Origin of the sequence: Xanthomonas rydalmerensis (genome assembly GCF_033170385.1) — a bacterium.
Classification (GTDB): domain Bacteria; phylum Pseudomonadota; class Gammaproteobacteria; order Xanthomonadales; family Xanthomonadaceae; genus Xanthomonas_A; species Xanthomonas_A rydalmerensis.
In genome coordinates, this window is record NZ_CP126170.1 from 2,238,395 (window position 1) to 2,254,672 (window position 16,278).

Consider the following 16,278-nt stretch of genomic DNA (forward strand, 5'->3'; position numbering starts at 1 on the left):
GCTCGTCGTTTATTTTGTATATACAATATTGCGGTCGATGGAGGGTGTCCAGTGCAGACCCAGGCGCAACAGCAGGCCAGTGGCAATGCGGGATCGGGCGAATTCTGGTGCGCGCACGCGCTGCTGCCGCAGGGCTGGGCGCGCGACGTGCGCATTGGCGTGCGCGGTGGTCGCATCGCCACGGTGGAGCGCGGCGTGCCCGCGGCCACGGGCGATCGGCGCCTGGACATCGTGGTGCCCGGGCTGGGCAATCTGCACAGCCACGCCTTCCAGCGTGGCATGGCTGGGCTCACCGAGATCGGCGGGCGCAGCGGCGACAGCTTCTGGAGCTGGCGCGAACTGATGTACCGCTTCCTGCAGCGGCTGAGCCCCGACGATCTGCAGGCCATCGCCGAGCAGGCCTACGTGGAGATGCTCGAGGCCGGCTTCACCAGGGTCGGCGAGTTCCATTACGTGCATCACGCCGCCGACGGCCGGCCCTATGCCGACCGTGCCGAGATGGCGCAGCGCCTGGCCGCGGCGGCGCAGACCAGCGGCATCGGCCTGACCCTGCTGCCGGTGTTCTACGCGCATGCCGACTTCGGCGGCGCCGCGCCGAACCCGGCGCAGCAGCGCCTGCTGCACGACGTCGACGGTTTCGCCGCGCTGCTGGACGGCAGCCGCCGTGCCCTGCAGGGGCTGGACGACGCGGTGCTGGGCCTGGCCCCGCACAGCCTGCGCGCGGTCACCCCAGACGAACTGGCGACCCTGCTGCCGCTGTGCGATGGCCCGGTGCACATCCATATCGCCGAACAGACCCGCGAGGTCGACGCCTGCCTGGCCTGGAGCGGGCAACGGCCGGTGCAATGGCTGCTGGCGCACGCGCCGGTGGATGCGCGCTGGTGCCTGGTCCACGCCACCCATGTCGACGCCGCCGAAGTGCAGGGCATCGCCGCCAGCGGCGCCGTGGTCGGACTGTGCCCGATCACCGAGGCCAACCTCGGCGACGGCCTGTTTCCGATGCCGGCGTTCCTGCGCGCCGGCGGCCGCTTCGGCGTCGGCTCCGATTCCAACGTGCTGATCGATGCGGCCGAGGAACTGCGCCTGCTCGAATACGGTCAGCGCCTGAGCCTGCGCGGGCGCAACGTACTGACCGGCGACACCGCGCTGTCCAGTGGTCGCCTGCTGTTCCAGTCCGCGGCGCAGGGCGCGGCGCAGGCGCTCGGCGTGGCCCAGGGCCTGTGCGAGGGCGCGCCGGCCGATCTGGTCGAACTGGACGCCGCGCATCCGGCCTTGCAGGCGCGCCATGGCGATGCCTGGCTGGACAGCTGGCTGTTCGCCGCGCGCGGCGGCGCGGTGCGTTCGGTCTGGCGCCACGGCCGCGCGCTGGTACGCGAAGGCCGCCACCTGCAGCGCGAGGGCGTGGCCGCCCGCTATGCGCGCGCGCTGACCCGGCTGCTGGACGCATGAGCCGCGGCACCCGCGCGCTGTGTGCTGTCTGCCGCGGCACGGACCGCCGATGACGCCGGCTGCACCGATCCTGCCGCTCAGCCAGCGCATCCGCCGCGACATCGAGGCGCATATCCGCAGCGGTGAGTGGCCGCCCGGCCATCGCATTCCGTTCGAACACGAGTTGATGGCGCAGTACGGCTGCTCGCGGATGACCGTCAACAAGGTGCTGGCGCTGCTCGCCGACGCCGGCATGATCGAACGCCGGCGCCGCGCCGGTTCGTTCGTGGCGCGGCCGCATCCGCACATGGAGCAGGTCGCGCTGGAGATCCCGGACATCCCGGTCGAGGTCGCCGCGCGTGGTCATGCCTACCGCTTCGAATTGCTGGAGCGGCAGCAGCGCGCACCGCGCGCGGCGCTGCCACAGGAAGCCGAGGTCGCCGCCGGGGGCAGCCTGCTGGCGCTGCAGTGCCTGCACTACGCCGATGGTCGTCCGTTCGCGTTGGAGGAACGGGTGATCAATCCGGTGGCGGTGCCCGAGGCCTTGCAGATGGACTTCGCGGTCACCGTGCCCGGCAGTTGGCTGCTGCAGCATGTGCCGTGGACGCGCGCCGAACACCGCATCAGCGCGGTCGGCGCCAGTGCCGCGCAGGCGGCGCGCCTGCAGGTGCCGGCCGGCACGGCCTGCCTGTTGATCGACCGCCGCACCTGGCGCGGCGAGCAGGCGGTGACCTTCGTGCGCCAGGTGTTCCTCGGCGACACCTACGACCTGGTCGCGCGGTTTTCGCCCGGCGCGCGCTGAAGCCGGCGCACTGCACACGAGCGTCGCCACATAGGCGCACTGCGATGCTGTGATGCAGCACGGCGCGCACGCACTCACCATACTCCAGCGTGCGTTTGTCCTGTCCGCCGCACTCTGGCAAGTTAGCGCCGGGGCTGGGCGAGGGGCCGTGGCCGCGGAACGAGGGATGGTTCGGCATGACGTATTTCGTGACAGGCGCCACCGGTTTCATCGGCCGCTATCTGATGGCCAACCTGATGCGGCGCAAGGGCACCGTGCATGTCCTGCTGCGCAAGGAGTCGCAGCGCAAGTTCGATACGCTGGTCCGCGAGCAGGGGTGGGATCCCAAGCGCCTGGTGGTACTGCACGGCGACGTCGGCGCCGACTGCTGCGGGCTGGACGCGGCGCAGCGCAAGGCGCTGCACGGCAAGGTCAAGCATTTCTTCCACCTGGCCGCGCTGTACGACCTCACCGCCAAGGCCGAGGAACAGCGCGTCGCCAACCTCGACGGCACCCGCAACGCGCTGGAACTGGCCGCGCAAATTGGCGCCGGCATCTTCCACCACACCAGTTCGATCGCGGTGGCCGGGCTGTACCCGGGCATCTTCCGCGAGGACATGTTCGAGGAAGCCGAGGGGCTGGACGATCCCTACCTGCGCACCAAGCACGATGCCGAGGCGCTGGTGCGCGCCGAGACCCGGATCAAGTGGCGCATTTACCGCCCGGCGATGGTGGTCGGCGATTCGCGCACCGGCGCCATCGACAAGATCGACGGACCGTACTACTTCTTTCCGCTGATCAAGAAGCTGCGCCAACTGCTGCCGCCGTGGGCGCCGATGCTGGGCATCGAGGGCGGGCGGATCAACCTGGTGCCGGTGGACTTCGTCGCCGACGCGATGGACCACATCGCGCACAAGTCCAAGCTCGACGGCCATACCTTCCACCTCACCGACCCCGAGCCGCTGCGCGTGGGCGAGGTGCTCAACGTGTTCTGCCGCGCCGGCCACGCGCCGGAGATGACCTTGCGGGTGGACGCGCGCATGTTCGCGTTCGTGCCCTCGAGCATCCGCGCCGCGGTCGGCAGCCTGCCGCCGATCCGCCGCTTCACCGGCATGCTGCTGCGCGATTTCCGCATCCCGCGCGAGGTGCTGAAGTTCATCACCTATCCCACGCGCTTCGACAGCCGCGAGACCGAGCGCGCGCTGAAGGGCAGCGGCATCGCCGTGCCGCGGCTGGAAGACTACGCCTGGCGCCTGTGGGACCACTGGGAGCGGCACCTGGACCCGGATCTGTTCGTCGACCGCTCGCTCAAGGGCAAGGTCCGCGGCAAGGTGGTGCTGATCACCGGCGGCTCCTCGGGCATCGGCCTGGCTACCGCGCAGCGGGTGGCCGAGGCCGGCGCCATCACCGTCATCGTGGCCCGCGGCGAGCAGGAACTGCATGCCGCGCGCGATGCGATGAACGCCAAGGGCGGCAAGGTCTTCGCCTATACCGCCGACCTGTCCGACCTGTCCGACTGCGACCGCCTGCTCAAGACCGTGCTGGAGGCGCACGGCCATGTCGATGTGCTGATCAACAACGCCGGCCGCTCGATCCGCCGCTCGATCGAACTGAGCTACGACCGCTTCCACGATTTCGAGCGGACCATGCAACTGAACTACTTCGGCAGCCTGCGTCTGATCATGGGCGTGCTGCCGGGCATGACCGCGCGGCGCAAGGGCCACATCATCAACGTCAGCTCGATCGGCGTGCTGGCCAACTCGCCGCGCTTCTCCGCCTACGTCGCCTCCAAGGCCGCGCTGGACGCCTGGAGCCGCTGCGCGCAGGGCGAGCTGTCGGGCAAGGGCATCAGCTTCACCACGGTCAACATGCCGCTGGTGAAGACGCCGATGATCGCCCCGACCAAGATGTACGACAGCGTGCCGACCCTGAGCGTGGACGAGGCCGCCGACCTGATGGTCAAGGCGATCATCGAACGCCCCAGCCGCGTGGCCACGCGCCTGGGCATCTTCGCCGCCCTGGTCAACGCGGTGGCGCCGAAGGCCTACGAGGTGGTGATGAACACCGCCTTCGAACTATTCCCCGACTCGGCCGCGGCCAAGGGCGACCGCAAGGCGCTACGCGAGGCCAAGCCCAGCCAGGAGCAGATCGCGTTTGCTGCGCTGATGCGGGGCGTCCATTGGTAGTGGGGCGGGGATTGGGGAGTTGGGATTGGGGATTCGCAAAAGCGGGTTCCCGATATCGGATCCGCGTTCGCGTGGGCTGAGGTCTCGTTGTCGTTCCGCTGGGACGCAGCGGGGCGTGCAGCGGCCAGCGCAGGCGCTGCCTCAGAACTAGGCGACCTAGGGCAAATGGCAATGACCGCGCCGACGCGGCGTCTGCGTGATTGAGCCCTGATTGGAATGCAGGACTTCGCAACAGCCCACCCGTCGCAGCGCCGCCGCCTTTACCAATCCCCAATCCCGATTCCCCAATCCCGGCTCATCAGAACGTCCTACATTGCCGCCAGCGCACCGGCTCGGCGTGGCCGGGGCGCGGGTTGAGTTGGATGCGGACGGTGCGCAGGCTCGGGTAGCGCTCCACTTCGCGGCAGATGCGCGGCCACACCTGGGCGTCGTCGCCGCTGCGGTCGACCACCAGGGTCATCTGCGTCTGCCAGATGCCGCGGATCACGCCCGGGGTGCCGGCCAGGGTCTTGGAAAGCGCCTGGCGGTGGCGCTGTTCGGTGGCGGGGTCGGGTTCGGCCAGGTTGCCGGTGTCGTCGAGTGCTGGTTGCGGCGCGGCGAGGGCGCTGTTCGTTGGCGCGGCGGTGGCCTGCGTGGGGGCTGCCGGTGCGGCGGGCGCCGGCGGTGGCACAGGTGCGGCCACGGAAGCTGGCGGCTCCGCGGGTTGCTGCAGGGCCAGGGCACCGACGCCGGTCACCACGCCCAGCGCGAGCGAGGCCAGGCCGGCGATGGCGATGTGGCGCTGCGCGCGGCGGCGGCTGGCGCCGATCACGCCGTCTTCCAGTTCGCTGGGCAGGTAGGGCTTGAGCATCGGCCAGATGCGCCGGCCGTCGAGGATTTCCACCGCCTGTTTCTCGGCCGCGGCGATGCCGTCGCGCTGCACCTTGCCCTCGGTGATCAGGATGCCGCCCTGCGCGCCCATCAGCCGCGCTGCCGCACCCAGTTCGTTGACCGCGGCCGAGCCGATCCGGTAAGCCCGTCCGTGCTTGCACGACAGCAGCCAACGCGCGTCGCCGCGGGTCATCACGAAGTCGCTTTGCGGTTCCTGGCTGGCGTGCTCGTCGACGGCGGCGTCCTGCAGGTCGCGCTGCTCGCGCATCGCGCGCCGCACCATGTAGGAGAAATCGCGCCAGTGCAGCCCGGCCAGCGCGTGCAGCCCGGCCATGGTCTCGTTTTCGCGGCGCCGCACCAGCCACAGGTAGAGGCTGGCCGCCAGCCATGCCGCGACCGCCAAGATCGCTGCCGCTATCCAGGAAAACATGCTTGCACCCGCACACGCGCCGTAAAGAAGTCAGTGTATCGCCAGCGTGTCACGGCGCCGGCAAGGCGACAGCGGTGGAGGCGGACAGAAAAGACCCGCCAGTCCGAAGCCGAGAGGGGAGGGGAGCAAACGGTCTTCTGATGGACTGGCGGGTCCGTTTCGATTGTCTGGAAAAACGTGCTGCTTTGCAACAATCCGGTTACTCGGCCGGGGTCGGCGCCACATTGCGCTTGCGGCTGGCGCGCTTGGGCGCGGTGGCGCTCTTGGCGGGCGCGACCTTGGCGACCACCGGGCCGGCGCGTCGACGTGCCGGTGCCGCGCGCTTGGCGGCGCCGGGCTGCGCCGCGGCGGTCTTCTTGGTGGCCTTCTTCGCTGCCGGCGCCTTGCCCGATGCCTGCGGCGCACGGCCGCCGCGCAGATGACGCAGCTCGCCGTTGAGCGCATCCACGCGGTCGATCAGCGCGCCCAGGTCCTCGCGGCTGGGCACTTCCAGGCGGCGCAGGGCGCGCTGCACGCGATCCTCGAACACCTTCTCCAGGCGGTCCCAGGTGTCGGCGGCGCGCTCGCGGGCCTGGCCGACCCGGTTCTCCACCGCATCGCGCACCGCGTCGACGCCGCCACCGGCCAGCTTGCGCGTGCTCTGCTCCAGGTTCAGCCCTTCCTTCACCAGGGTCTCGAACAGCTTGCCGCCTTCGGCCTGGGCGCGGCCGAACGCGCCGACGCCGGCCAGCCAGACCTGCTGCGCCGATTCGCCCAGGCGCTTGGACAGCTTCTCCGCCTGCGCCTGCAGGGTGTCGTCGGCAGGGGCGGTGCTGCGCTTCTTGCGGGCGGATTTCTTCAGAGTGGCCATGACGGTGCGGTTCCTTCGGCGAATGAGTGGCGGAGGTCGAGACTCGGGAGGTTGACTAGAGTAATCACACCAGCGTGCGCGTGGGGTGCGCGGAACGCGATGCCGACGTCGGCAGGCGCGGCGTTGGCTACGCCCCCGGCGAACGGCGGGTACCGCGCGTGGCACGCCGGTTGGCGATGACCTGGTCGACGTCGTCCAGCGCCCGGCGCAGCCGCGCGGTGGTCTCGGTCATGCGCCGCGGCTGCACGTCCACGCCATCGAGGAAGGTGCGCTTGCGGTCGTTGAGGATCGGATGGCGCAGCGCGATGCCGTGCGCGGCCAGCAGCGGCTCCAGCGTCTGCGCATTGCGGCGCAGGTCGGAGAGGGTGTTGCGGTAGGCGAGCTGGCACACGCGGTGGCGCGCGGCATAGCTGAATAGATTGGTGAAGAACAGTTCGCCGTTGTCGGCGTTGGGCTCGAACACCAACTGGTCCACCTGCGGGTACTGCCGCGCGTACTTCTCCAGCCCCACCTGCATCCGCGATTGCAGCAGGGTGCGGAAGGTCTGCGACAGCACCGCCGGCAGGCCGCCGGCGAGCAGCCGCGCGCGGTCGACGTGGCCGTTGCGGCGCGGCGCGTGGGTGGCGTCGTAGGGCACCAGCGGGTTGATCCCGATCATCAGGTCGATGCCGCGCTCCAGCAGGGTGGAGGCATGCATGGTGCGGCGCAGCGCGCCGTCCACGTAATGGCGGCCGTCGATCTGCACCGGCGGGTACAGCCCCGGCAATGCCGCGCTGGCCTGGATCGCCAACGAGATCGGCACGTGGTCCATGCCCGGCTCGCCGAAGCGCACTGTGCCGCCGCTGTCCAGATCCACCGCGACAACGAACAGGTTGGCGTCGAGGTCGCGGAAATCGTTGCTGCGGCCGCGACGGCTGAACACGTCCTGCAGGAAGCGCTCGACCCCGGCATTGTCGAACAGGCCGCTGGGCACCAGCCCGCCGAAGCGGGTGATCAGGTCCGACCAGCGGGTCTTGCGCGGCTCGGTGAGCAGGTCGTGCCACCAGCCGTAGGCGAGCCCTGGCAGGGTCGCGGCCCTGCGCAGGTATTCGTAGACGTTGGGCCGCAGGAAATCTTCCGGGCGGAACCGCGCATCGTCGCTGTTGCCGGTGACGAAGATCCGGCAGATCTCGGCGCTGCTGATCCGGTTGGCCAGACCGGCGGTCAGGAACGCACCGGAGCTGACGCCCACGTAGCAATCCAGTCGGGTCAGGTCCAGTCCGTCCAGCGCTTCGTCCAGGGCGCGCAGCGCGCCGAGGCCGTACATGCCGCCGATCGGGCCGCCGCCGGCGATGGCCAGGCCGATGCGGCCGTTGGAGTGGGGACGGGGCGAGGCGCTGTGGAGGGAAAGCATGCGCGGTCCGCTGGAGGCAGTGGCGCGAGTGTAGCCGAGCACGGTGACGCTTGCGGTCGTGCCGGGCTGCGACCATCATCGGCGCCCATGGCGCGCAGCACTCCCGTCCTGGAACGACTCGGCCGCCGTCTGGCGTGGCACCAGGCGCTGCACGATCCCGCGCGCGAACCGCGCAACACGCTGCGCTGGCTGCAGGAGCTGCGGCGTTGGCAGTCGCAGCGGCTGGAGCACAGCTTCGAGCATTTCCTGGAGGATCCGCAGCGCCGTCCGGCGGCGATGTTCTTCCTCACCGACGTCTATGGCGACCGCGACTTCAGCCGCCGCGACGCCGACATCGTCAAGGTGTTGCCGATGATGCAGCGGCTGATGCCGGCGTCGCTGCTGGACACGGTCGCCGACGGCATCGAACTGGGCGCGCTGACCCACGCCCTGGATCTGCGCATGGCCGAGGCGCTGCAGTCCCTGGCGCCGCGGCGCAAGCGCCTGGACGAAGCGTTGTATGCCGAGGCCTATCGGCAGGCCGGACTGCCGCGGCTGCGCCAGCGCCAGATCGATCTGATCGCCCGCGTCGGCCTGGGTCTGGCCAAGGCGGTGCATACGCCGGGCGTGCGCATGCTGCTGCGCTTCGCCCGCGGCCCGGCCAAGGCGGCGGGGCTGTCGGAACTGCAGGGGTTTCTGGAACGCGGCTTCGACGCGTTTTCCACCCTGGGCGATGCCGAGGGGTTCATCGGCGATATCGAGAGCACCGAGCGTGCTGTCTCGCGGCGGTTGTTCGCGGGCGATCCGGATCCGTTTGCGTTGGAGTGACTGCGGCCGGTCGGACCCTCACCCCAACCCCTCTCCCGGCGGGAGAGGGGCTTTAGCCGTTCCTTCTCCCACCGGGAGAAGGTGGCCCGCAGGGCCGGATGAGGGTACGTGCGCAGCCTCGCATTGCCAGAGTAGTGCAGGCGCTTCGCGCGCCGGACCCTCACCCCAACCCCTCTCCCGGGGGGAGAGGGGCTCGATCCACTTAGCCCAGCTTCTCCGACAGCACGCGACGGATCTCGCTTTCCACCGTGCCCTTCATCGCCGAGAGCAGGAAGCCCAGTTCGGCGGTGACGTGCACCTGCTTGGGCAGCAGTTCGATGCGTCCGTCCACGCCCGAGCGCGAGAACAACAAGGAATCGCCATCCCAGTGCGATTCCAGGTCGAAGCGCTCGGCCAGTTTCTTGGCGGCGGTCTCGATGGCCTTGCGGGCCTGCGCGGGGGTCTTGCTGTGGTCGTGGCGGATGTCGATGCTGGACATGCTGGCTCCTGTGCGGGCGGGCGCCCGCGTGAACGATCAGGCATTGTGCGTATGCGCGGTGCATTGTCCAGCACGCGCGCTTCTGCGCGCGCAGGCAACCTGCTAGGCTGCCCGCCGTGCACGATCTGCAAGTCCATTTCAGCAACCGCCAACATCCCGACCGGCCCCTGCGCGCGGGCGTGCATCGCATCGTGCGCCTGGCCTCCGGCCAGGTCAGCGTGGTCGACGACACTCAGGGCGCACTGCTGCTGGCGCAGTTCTGCCTGGACCGGCGCGGCCTGTGGCTGCAGGTCGCCAACGGCAGCCGCGGCATCCACGTCAACGGCCGCCCGGTGCGGCGCATGGCCCTGCTGCGCGCCGGCGACGCGGTCTACGCCGACGGCGTGGAAATGGTGGTGCAGGGCAAGTGCGAGCCGTTGCAGCGCCTGCCCGAGGTCAGCGAGGCCGAGCACGACGATCCGCGCCTGGTGCTGCGCGGCGTCGGCGGTCCGCACCACGGCCGCAGTTTTACCGTGGACCGGGTACGCAGCATCGGCCGCCTGCGCGAGTGCGACATCCGCATCGACGATCCGGCCTGCGCCGAGCAGCACGCGCGCCTGGAGCGGCACGGCGAGCGGGTGCTGCTGCGCGGCTTCGGCGATGCGCAGACCCAGGTCAATGGCGTCACCGTGCGCAGCTGCTGGCTGCAGCCTGGCGATCAGGTGGTGTTCGATGCCCAGCACCGGTTCGTGCTGGAAGTCCCGCAGGTGGTCGGCGCCGAGCCGCTGCGCGACGACCCGGCATTGGCGGCATTGGCGCTGACGCCGGCGGCGGTGGCGCCGCGCCCGGCCACCGCGCGGCGCTGGCCGTGGTTGTTGCTCAGCGCCTTGCTGCTGGCCGCCGCACTCAGCGGCCTGCTGTGGTTCGGCGCGCGCTGAGCGCCCGCCAGCCGCGCCAGCCCAGCAGTACCGCCAGGATCGCCGCGTACAGCAGCGGTTCGCGGATATCGGACTTCACCAGCCACCAGAAGTGCAGCACGGCGAGCACGCCGATCGCATAGATCGCCTTGTGCAGCTTGCCCCAGTTGCGCTTGAGCCGGCGCATCCAGCCCTGGGTGGAGGTGATGGCCAGCGGCACCAGCAGCAACCAGGCGAGGAAGCCGACGGTGATATACGGGCGTTTGACGATCTCCTCGAAGATCTGCGTCCAGTAACCGCGCAGGTCCAGCCCCAGGTAGGCCGCCAGATGCACGGTCGCGTAGAAGAACGCATACAGCCCGAGCATGCGCCGGAAGCGCAGCAGCACCGATTGCCCGGTCAACTGCCGCAGCGGCGTGATCGCCAGGGTCAGCAGCACCAGTCGCAGCGCCCACAGCCCGGTGCGGTGCTCGACCTCGGCCACCGGATCGGCGCCGAGCGCGTCGCTGCCGGCCTGCCATACCTGCCAGAACTGCCAGCCCAGGTACACCATCGGCGCCAGCGCCAACGCATGCACCACCGCCTTGGCGGCGATCAACGAAGCGGAGGTCTTAGCCATGCAGTCTCAAACCAATGCGCACCAACGATGCCAGGGAGGACGAGCAAACCCGCCGCGCGCAGCGACCGCTCCACGAATCCCCACTCCCGAATCCCCAATCCCGGCTCAATACCATTTCTTCAGATCCATCCCCGCATACAGCGACGCCACCTGGTCGGCATAGCCGTTGAACGGGCGGGTGGGGATGCGCTCGGCGAACAGCTTGCTGGCCTTGCCGGCGATGCGGCGTTCGGTCTTCTGGCTCCAGCGCGGGTGGTCCACCGCCGGATTGACGTTGGAGAAGAAGCCGTACTCGGACGGCTGCAGTTCGTGCCAGGCGGTTTCCGGCATGCGCTCGACGAAGCGGATCTCGACGATCGACTTGATGCTCTTGAAGCCGTACTTCCACGGCACCACCAGCCGCAGCGGCGCGCCGTTCTGCTGCGGCAGCGGCTTGCCGTACAGGCCGGTGGCGAGCAGGGTCAGCGGATGCATGGCCTCGTCGATGCGCAGGCCTTCCTTGTACGGCCAGTCGATCGAGCTGTAGCGGATGCCGGGCATCTGCTGCGGATCGGCCAGGGTGGTGAAGGCGACGTACTTGGCCTTGGAGGTCGGCGCGAAGCGCTTCAGTACATCGCCCAGCGGCACGCCCAGCCACGGGATTACCATCGACCAGCCTTCCACGCAGCGCAGGCGGTAGATGCGCTCCTCGGGCGTGTGGCCCTTGAGCAGGTCGTCCAGGGACAGCGTGCCGGGCTTCTCGCATTCGCCGGACACCTTCACCGACCACGGCGAGGTGCGCAGGGTCTTGGCCGCCTTCGACGGATCGGTCTTGTCGGTGCCGAACTCGTAGAAGTTGTTGTAGCTGGTCACGTCCTCGTAGCGGGTCAGCTCCTCGTTGGTACGGAACCCGCTGCGCGCCTGCTCCGGGGTCACCACGGTCTTCGGCGGGGCCGGCGGCTCGGCATCGGCGCAACCGACCAGGCCGGCCATCGGGGTCATCGCCAGGATCTGCAGCAGGCGCCGCCGGTCGCGGTAGACCGCCTCGTCGGTGATCTCGCAGCTGGGGACGGTGAGGGCATCGCGCAACGACATGGCGGACTCCTGGAGCGAAGGGGGCGAGCAGTGGCGGGGACTTCAACACAGACTACGCATGCGCAGGGCGAATGGATGCAAATGCAACCTAAATTGCCCGGGCCGCAAGCTGTTGCGCTGCGGCATACTAGGGGTCCTGTCCGATAGGTGCCCCATGACGCGCGCGTTCAATTTCAGTGCCGGCCCCGCTGCCTTGCCGGAATCGGTCCTGCGCCAGGCGCAGGCGGAGATGTTGGAGTGGAACGGCGTCGGTGCCTCGATCGTGGAGCTGAGCCACCGCGGCGCCGAGTTCATGGAGGTGGCGGCGCAGGCCGACGCCGACCTGCGCCGGCTGATCGGCATTCCCGACGACTACGCCGTGCTGTTCCTGGCCGGTGGCGCCACCACCCAGCAGGCGCTGCTGGCGCTGAACTTCACCGCGCCCGGGCAGACCGTGGACTACGTGGTGACTGGACACTGGGGCAAGACCGCGATCAAGCAGGTCGGGCCCTACGTCGACGTGCACGTGGCCGCCAGCAGCGAGGCCGACGGCTTCCGCGACATCCCGCCGCGTGCCGCCTGGCAGTTGCGCGACGATGCGGCCTACGTGCACATCACCGCCAACGAGACCATCCACGGCGTGGAGTTCCGCGACACGCCGGATGTCGGCGCTGTGCCGCTGTTCGCCGATTTCAGCTCCAGCATCGCCTCCGAGCCGATCGACGTGTCCAAGTACGCGCTGATCTACGCCGGCGCGCAGAAGAATCTCGGCCCGGTCGGCGTCACCGTGGTCATCATCCGCCGCGACCTGCTCGAACGCGCCGGCCAGCCGCGCGCGGACATCTTCGACTACCGCTCGCACGTGGCGCGCGACTCCATGCTCAACACGCCGCCGACCTGGAACTGGTACCTGGCCGGGCTGGTGTTCAAGTGGATGCTGGCCGAGGGCGGGGTGCAGGCGTTCGCCGAGCGCAACCAGGCCAAGTCGGCGCTGGTGTATTCGGCGATCGACGCCTCCGGCGGTTTCTACCGCAACGAGGTCGCGGCGGCGGTGCGTTCGCGGATGAACATCCCGTTCTTCCTGCCGGACGAGACCCTCACCGCGCGCTTCGTCGCCGAATCCAAGGCGGCCGGTCTGCTGGCGTTGAAGGGGCACAAGGCGGTCGGCGGCATCCGTGCGTCGCTGTACAACGCCATGCCCCTGGCCGGCGCGCAGGCGCTGGTGGCGTTCATGCGCGACTTCCAGCAGCGCCACGGCTGAGTCGCCGATTTTTGTAGGAGCGGCTTCAGCCGCGACCGGATCGCTCGGCGATCCGGACCACCGAGGAACCCCTGATCCATGGCCGCAAAGCCGAAGCAATCCCCCGCCGCCGACCCGAAATCGTCCAAGTCGGCCAAGCCCGCCGCCACGCCGGCCCTGGCCGACGTCCGCGCCAAGATCGACGAGATCGACCGCACCATCCAGGCGTTGATCGCCGAGCGCGCGCAGTTCGCGCACCAGGTCGGCAAGGCCAAGGGCAAGCTCGCCGCGGCGGTGGACTATTACCGCCCCGAGCGCGAGGCGCAGGTGCTGCGCATGGTGGTGGACCGCAACCAGGGCCCGCTCAGCGACGAAGTGCTGGTGCACGTGTTCCGCGAGATCATGTCCGCGTGCCTGGCGCAGCAGGAACCGCTGAAGATCGGCTACCTGGGGCCAGAAGGCACCTTCAGCCAGCAGGCGGTGCTCAAGCACTTCGGCCGCTCCGCGGTGGGCCTGCCGATGGCCACCATCGAGGAAGTGTTTCAGGAAGTGGAAAGCGGCAATGCCGACTTCGGCGTGGTGCCGGTGGAGAACTCGGGGCAGGGCACGATCCAGGTCACCCTGGACATGTTCCTGACCTCCAACCTGAAGATCTGCGGCGAGACCGAGCTGCGCGTGCACCAGTTCCTGCTCTCGCGCAGCGGGCGGCTGGACGCGATCGAGCGGATCTACGCGCATCCGCAGTCGTTCGCGCAGACCGCCGGCTGGCTGCGCGCGAACCTGCCGAAGGTGGAGAAGATTCCGGTCTCCAGCAACGCCGAGGGCGCGCGCCGCGCGCGCAACGCCGACGATGCGGCGGCAATCGGCGGGGAGAGCGCGGCGCATGTGTATGCGCTGAAGAAGGTGATCATGAAGTCGATCGAGGATGACGCGGACAACACCACGCGCTTCCTGGTGATCGGGCGGCAGATCTTCCCGCCGTCGGGGCACGATCGTACGTCGGTGCTGGTGTTCATCCACGACAAGCCGGGTGCGCTGTTCGATGTGCTCAGTCCGTTCGCGCGGCATGGGATCAGCATGAATCGGATCGAGTCGCGGCCGTCGCATCAGGCGAAGTGGGAGTACGGGTTCTTCATCGATCTGGCGGGGCATGTGGAGGATGAGGCGATGAAGTCGGCGTTGGCGGAGTTGAAGGCGCATTCGGCGCAGATCAAGGTGTTGGGGTCGTATCCGGTGGCGGTGCCTTGAGGTGGTTGCGCTGTTGCTTCGGCTCTGATCGCGGCAGGGCGCTTTGATGACGAAAAGAGGTGCGCCTGTGTAGGAGCGGCTTCAGCCGCGACCAGGCGTTCTTCGGGATGATTTCTTCTTCAAAGGCAACAGCAAAGGCAACAGCAACAGCTTTCGCGCTTTGCGCGAGTCACTTTTCTTTGCTTGTGCAAAGAAGCGCTTTACAGCAGCCGGAGGCTGATCAAAGTAACCAAAAGAAAGCACACCCCTAACGGGCTGCCCCGCGCTTCGCGCGGGGTCCGCGGCCACGGCGGGACATCGGAAGGCACATCCATGTGCCTTCCGAAAACGACGCGCATCCTGCGCGTCGCCCCTCACGGGGTTTTACCCGCCGTGTCCGCCAGCCCTCACGGGGGCCCAACAGCAAAAGCAGAGAAGCAACAGCAACAACAGCAACAACAGCAACAGCAGCAACAGCAGCAACAGCAGCAACAGCAACAGCAACAGCCGTAGTAACAGCGGTGGCGGTGATTGTCTTGGGCTGCGGTGGTGTGGACCTTCGGGTGGTTGGACTTTCAGGAACGATGATGAGCAACGAGCAAGGCTGGATCGCAACGCGTGGCACTGCGCTGCAGGGCACGCTGACGGTGCCGGGGGACAAGTCGGTGTCGCACCGGGCGGTGATGTTCGCGGCGTTGGCCGATGGCACGTCGCGGATCGAGGGGTTCCTCGAGGGCGAGGACACGCGTTCGACCGCGGCGATCTTTGCGCGGCTCGGGGTGCGGATCGAGACGCCGTCGCCGTCGCAGCGCGTCGTACTTGGGGTGGGCGTGGATGGGCTGCAGGCGCCGCAGGGCGAGCTGGATTGCGGCAACGCCGGCACCGGCATGCGCCTGCTCGCCGGGCTGCTCGCGGCGCAGCCGTTCGATAGCGTGCTGGTCGGCGATGCATCGCTGTCCAAGCGGCCGATGCGCCGGGTCACCGAGCCGCTGGCGCTGATGGGCGCGCGCATCGACACCGAGGCCAACGGGGTGCCGCCGCTGCGCATCCATGGCGGCCAGCCGCTGCGCGGCATCGAGTTCGTCTCGCCGGTGGCCAGTGCCCAGGTCAAGTCGGCGGTGCTGCTGGCCGGGCTGTACGCCGAGGGCGTCACCTCGGTGCAGGAACCGCATCCCACCCGCGACTACACCGAGCGCATGCTGTCCGCGTTCGGCGTGGAGATCGACTTCGCGCCGGGCCAGGCGCGCCTGCGCGGCGGCCAGCGCCTGCGCGCCACCGACATCGCGGTGCCGGCGGACTTCTCCTCGGCGGCGTTCTTCATCGTCGCCGCCAGCGTCATCCCCGGCTCGGACATCATCCTGAAGGCGGTCGGACTCAATCCGCGCCGGACCGGTCTGCTGGCCGCGCTGCGGCTGATGGGAGCGGACATCGTCGAGCACAACCACAGCGAGCACGGCGGCGAGCCGGTCGCCGACCTGCGCGTGCGCTACGCGCCGCTGCGCGGTGCGACGATTCCCGAGACCGTCGTACCGGACATGATCGACGAATTCCCCGCGCTGTTCGTGGCCGCGGCCGCGGCGCAGGGACAGACCGTGGTCAGCGGTGCGGCGGAGCTGCGGGTCAAGGAATCGGACCGCCTGGCGGCGATGGCGACCGGGTTGCGCCGCCTGGGCATCGTCGTCGACGAAACCGCGGACGGCGCCACCATCCACGGCGGCACCCTGGGCGCCGGCATCATCGAAAGCCACGGCGACCATCGCATCGCCATGGCCTTCGCCATCGCCGGACAGTTGGCGCAGGGCGAGGTGCGGATCGAGGACGTGGCGAACGTGGCGACGTCGTTCCCCGGCTTCGACGCACTGGCGCGCGGCGCCGGATTCGGATTGCGCGCTGCCGGTTGAGGACTGACTGCGGCCTGCCGAGCGCAGGCCGCAGTGCACGCCTCGATCATCGATCGCCAGGTGCGCGATCCATCTGGCGGAGCGTCCGTGCCGAGCGCGTCACCGGCCTTGGCGGGCGT

14 protein-coding genes are annotated in these 16,278 nt (G+C 69.2%); 8 read left to right on the forward strand and 6 right to left on the reverse strand.

What is annotated here, in order from left to right; all coding sequences use genetic code 11:
• Nucleotides 1-51 precede the first annotated feature (51 nt).
• From QN245_RS09300 to QN245_RS09310, 3 genes are all read left to right on the forward strand, one after another.
• Nucleotides 52-1,449 carry a formimidoylglutamate deiminase gene (locus tag QN245_RS09300; RefSeq protein WP_317845129.1) on the forward strand — a complete coding sequence of 466 codons (1,398 nt, stop codon included), beginning with the start codon at nt 52-54 and terminating at the stop codon, nt 1,447-1,449.
• 49 nt (nt 1,450-1,498) lie between these two features.
• Nucleotides 1,499-2,230: a histidine utilization transcriptional repressor HutC gene (gene hutC / locus QN245_RS09305; RefSeq protein ID WP_317845130.1), complete on the forward strand. Its 732-nt coding sequence runs from the start codon at nt 1,499-1,501 to the stop codon at nt 2,228-2,230.
• A gap of 176 nt (nt 2,231-2,406) precedes the next feature.
• A complete protein-coding gene (locus QN245_RS09310) occupies nt 2,407-4,395 on the forward strand; it encodes an SDR family oxidoreductase (RefSeq protein ID WP_317845131.1) in 1,989 nt (662 codons plus the stop codon).
• Between the two features lie 298 nt (nt 4,396-4,693).
• Here QN245_RS09310 and QN245_RS09315 read toward each other — a convergent pair whose 3' ends face one another.
• From QN245_RS09315 to QN245_RS09325, 3 genes are all read right to left on the reverse strand, one after another.
• Nucleotides 4,694-5,695, reverse strand: a complete 1,002-nt coding sequence (locus QN245_RS09315) for a restriction endonuclease (protein WP_317845132.1) — start codon at nt 5,693-5,695, stop codon at nt 4,694-4,696.
• A 199-nt stretch (nt 5,696-5,894) separates the two neighbouring features.
• A complete protein-coding gene (locus QN245_RS09320) occupies nt 5,895-6,545 on the reverse strand; it encodes a phasin family protein (protein ID WP_160970980.1) in 651 nt (216 codons plus the stop codon).
• Nucleotides 6,546-6,672: 127 nt separating this feature from the next.
• On the reverse strand, nt 6,673-7,938 hold the full coding sequence (locus QN245_RS09325; RefSeq protein ID WP_184648006.1) for a patatin-like phospholipase family protein: 1,266 nt from the start codon (nt 7,936-7,938) through the stop codon (nt 6,673-6,675).
• 87 nt (nt 7,939-8,025) lie between these two features.
• Here QN245_RS09325 and QN245_RS09330 point away from each other — a divergent pair, with 87 nt between their 5' ends.
• A complete protein-coding gene (locus tag QN245_RS09330) occupies nt 8,026-8,745 on the forward strand; it encodes a DUF8198 family protein (protein ID WP_317845133.1) in 720 nt (239 codons plus the stop codon).
• A 202-nt stretch (nt 8,746-8,947) separates the two neighbouring features.
• Here QN245_RS09330 and QN245_RS09335 read toward each other — a convergent pair whose 3' ends face one another.
• Complete coding sequence (locus QN245_RS09335) at nt 8,948-9,223, reverse strand: polyhydroxyalkanoic acid system family protein (RefSeq protein ID WP_184648002.1); 276 nt, start codon at nt 9,221-9,223, stop codon at nt 8,948-8,950.
• A 116-nt stretch (nt 9,224-9,339) separates the two neighbouring features.
• Here QN245_RS09335 and QN245_RS09340 point away from each other — a divergent pair, with 116 nt between their 5' ends.
• Nucleotides 9,340-10,140, forward strand: a complete 801-nt coding sequence (locus QN245_RS09340; RefSeq protein WP_160970985.1) for an FHA domain-containing protein — start codon at nt 9,340-9,342, stop codon at nt 10,138-10,140.
• On the opposite strand, the gene msrQ is transcribed toward QN245_RS09340, so the two are convergent.
• Nucleotides 10,109-10,738 carry a protein-methionine-sulfoxide reductase heme-binding subunit MsrQ gene (msrQ, locus tag QN245_RS09345; RefSeq protein ID WP_184648000.1) on the reverse strand — a complete coding sequence of 210 codons (630 nt, stop codon included), beginning with the start codon at nt 10,736-10,738 and terminating at the stop codon, nt 10,109-10,111. The genes QN245_RS09340 and msrQ overlap by 32 nt on opposite strands.
• Before the next feature lie 105 nt (nt 10,739-10,843).
• Nucleotides 10,844-11,812: a protein-methionine-sulfoxide reductase catalytic subunit MsrP gene (gene msrP / locus QN245_RS09350; protein ID WP_317845134.1), complete on the reverse strand. Its 969-nt coding sequence runs from the start codon at nt 11,810-11,812 to the stop codon at nt 10,844-10,846.
• 154 nt (nt 11,813-11,966) lie between these two features.
• On the opposite strand from msrP, the gene serC reads away from it, so the two are divergent.
• From serC to aroA, 3 genes are all read left to right on the forward strand, one after another.
• A complete protein-coding gene (serC, locus tag QN245_RS09355) occupies nt 11,967-13,052 on the forward strand; it encodes a 3-phosphoserine/phosphohydroxythreonine transaminase (RefSeq protein WP_184647996.1) in 1,086 nt (361 codons plus the stop codon).
• A 78-nt stretch (nt 13,053-13,130) separates the two neighbouring features.
• The gene (pheA, locus tag QN245_RS09360) at nt 13,131-14,279 is read left to right on the forward strand and encodes a prephenate dehydratase (RefSeq protein ID WP_160970989.1); all 1,149 of its coding nucleotides are present in this window, start codon (nt 13,131-13,133) and stop codon (nt 14,277-14,279) included.
• Nucleotides 14,280-14,842: 563 nt separating this feature from the next.
• Nucleotides 14,843-16,159 carry a 3-phosphoshikimate 1-carboxyvinyltransferase gene (gene aroA, locus QN245_RS09365; protein ID WP_317845135.1) on the forward strand — a complete coding sequence of 439 codons (1,317 nt, stop codon included), beginning with the start codon at nt 14,843-14,845 and terminating at the stop codon, nt 16,157-16,159.
• The last annotated feature ends 119 nt before the right edge of the window (nt 16,160-16,278 follow it).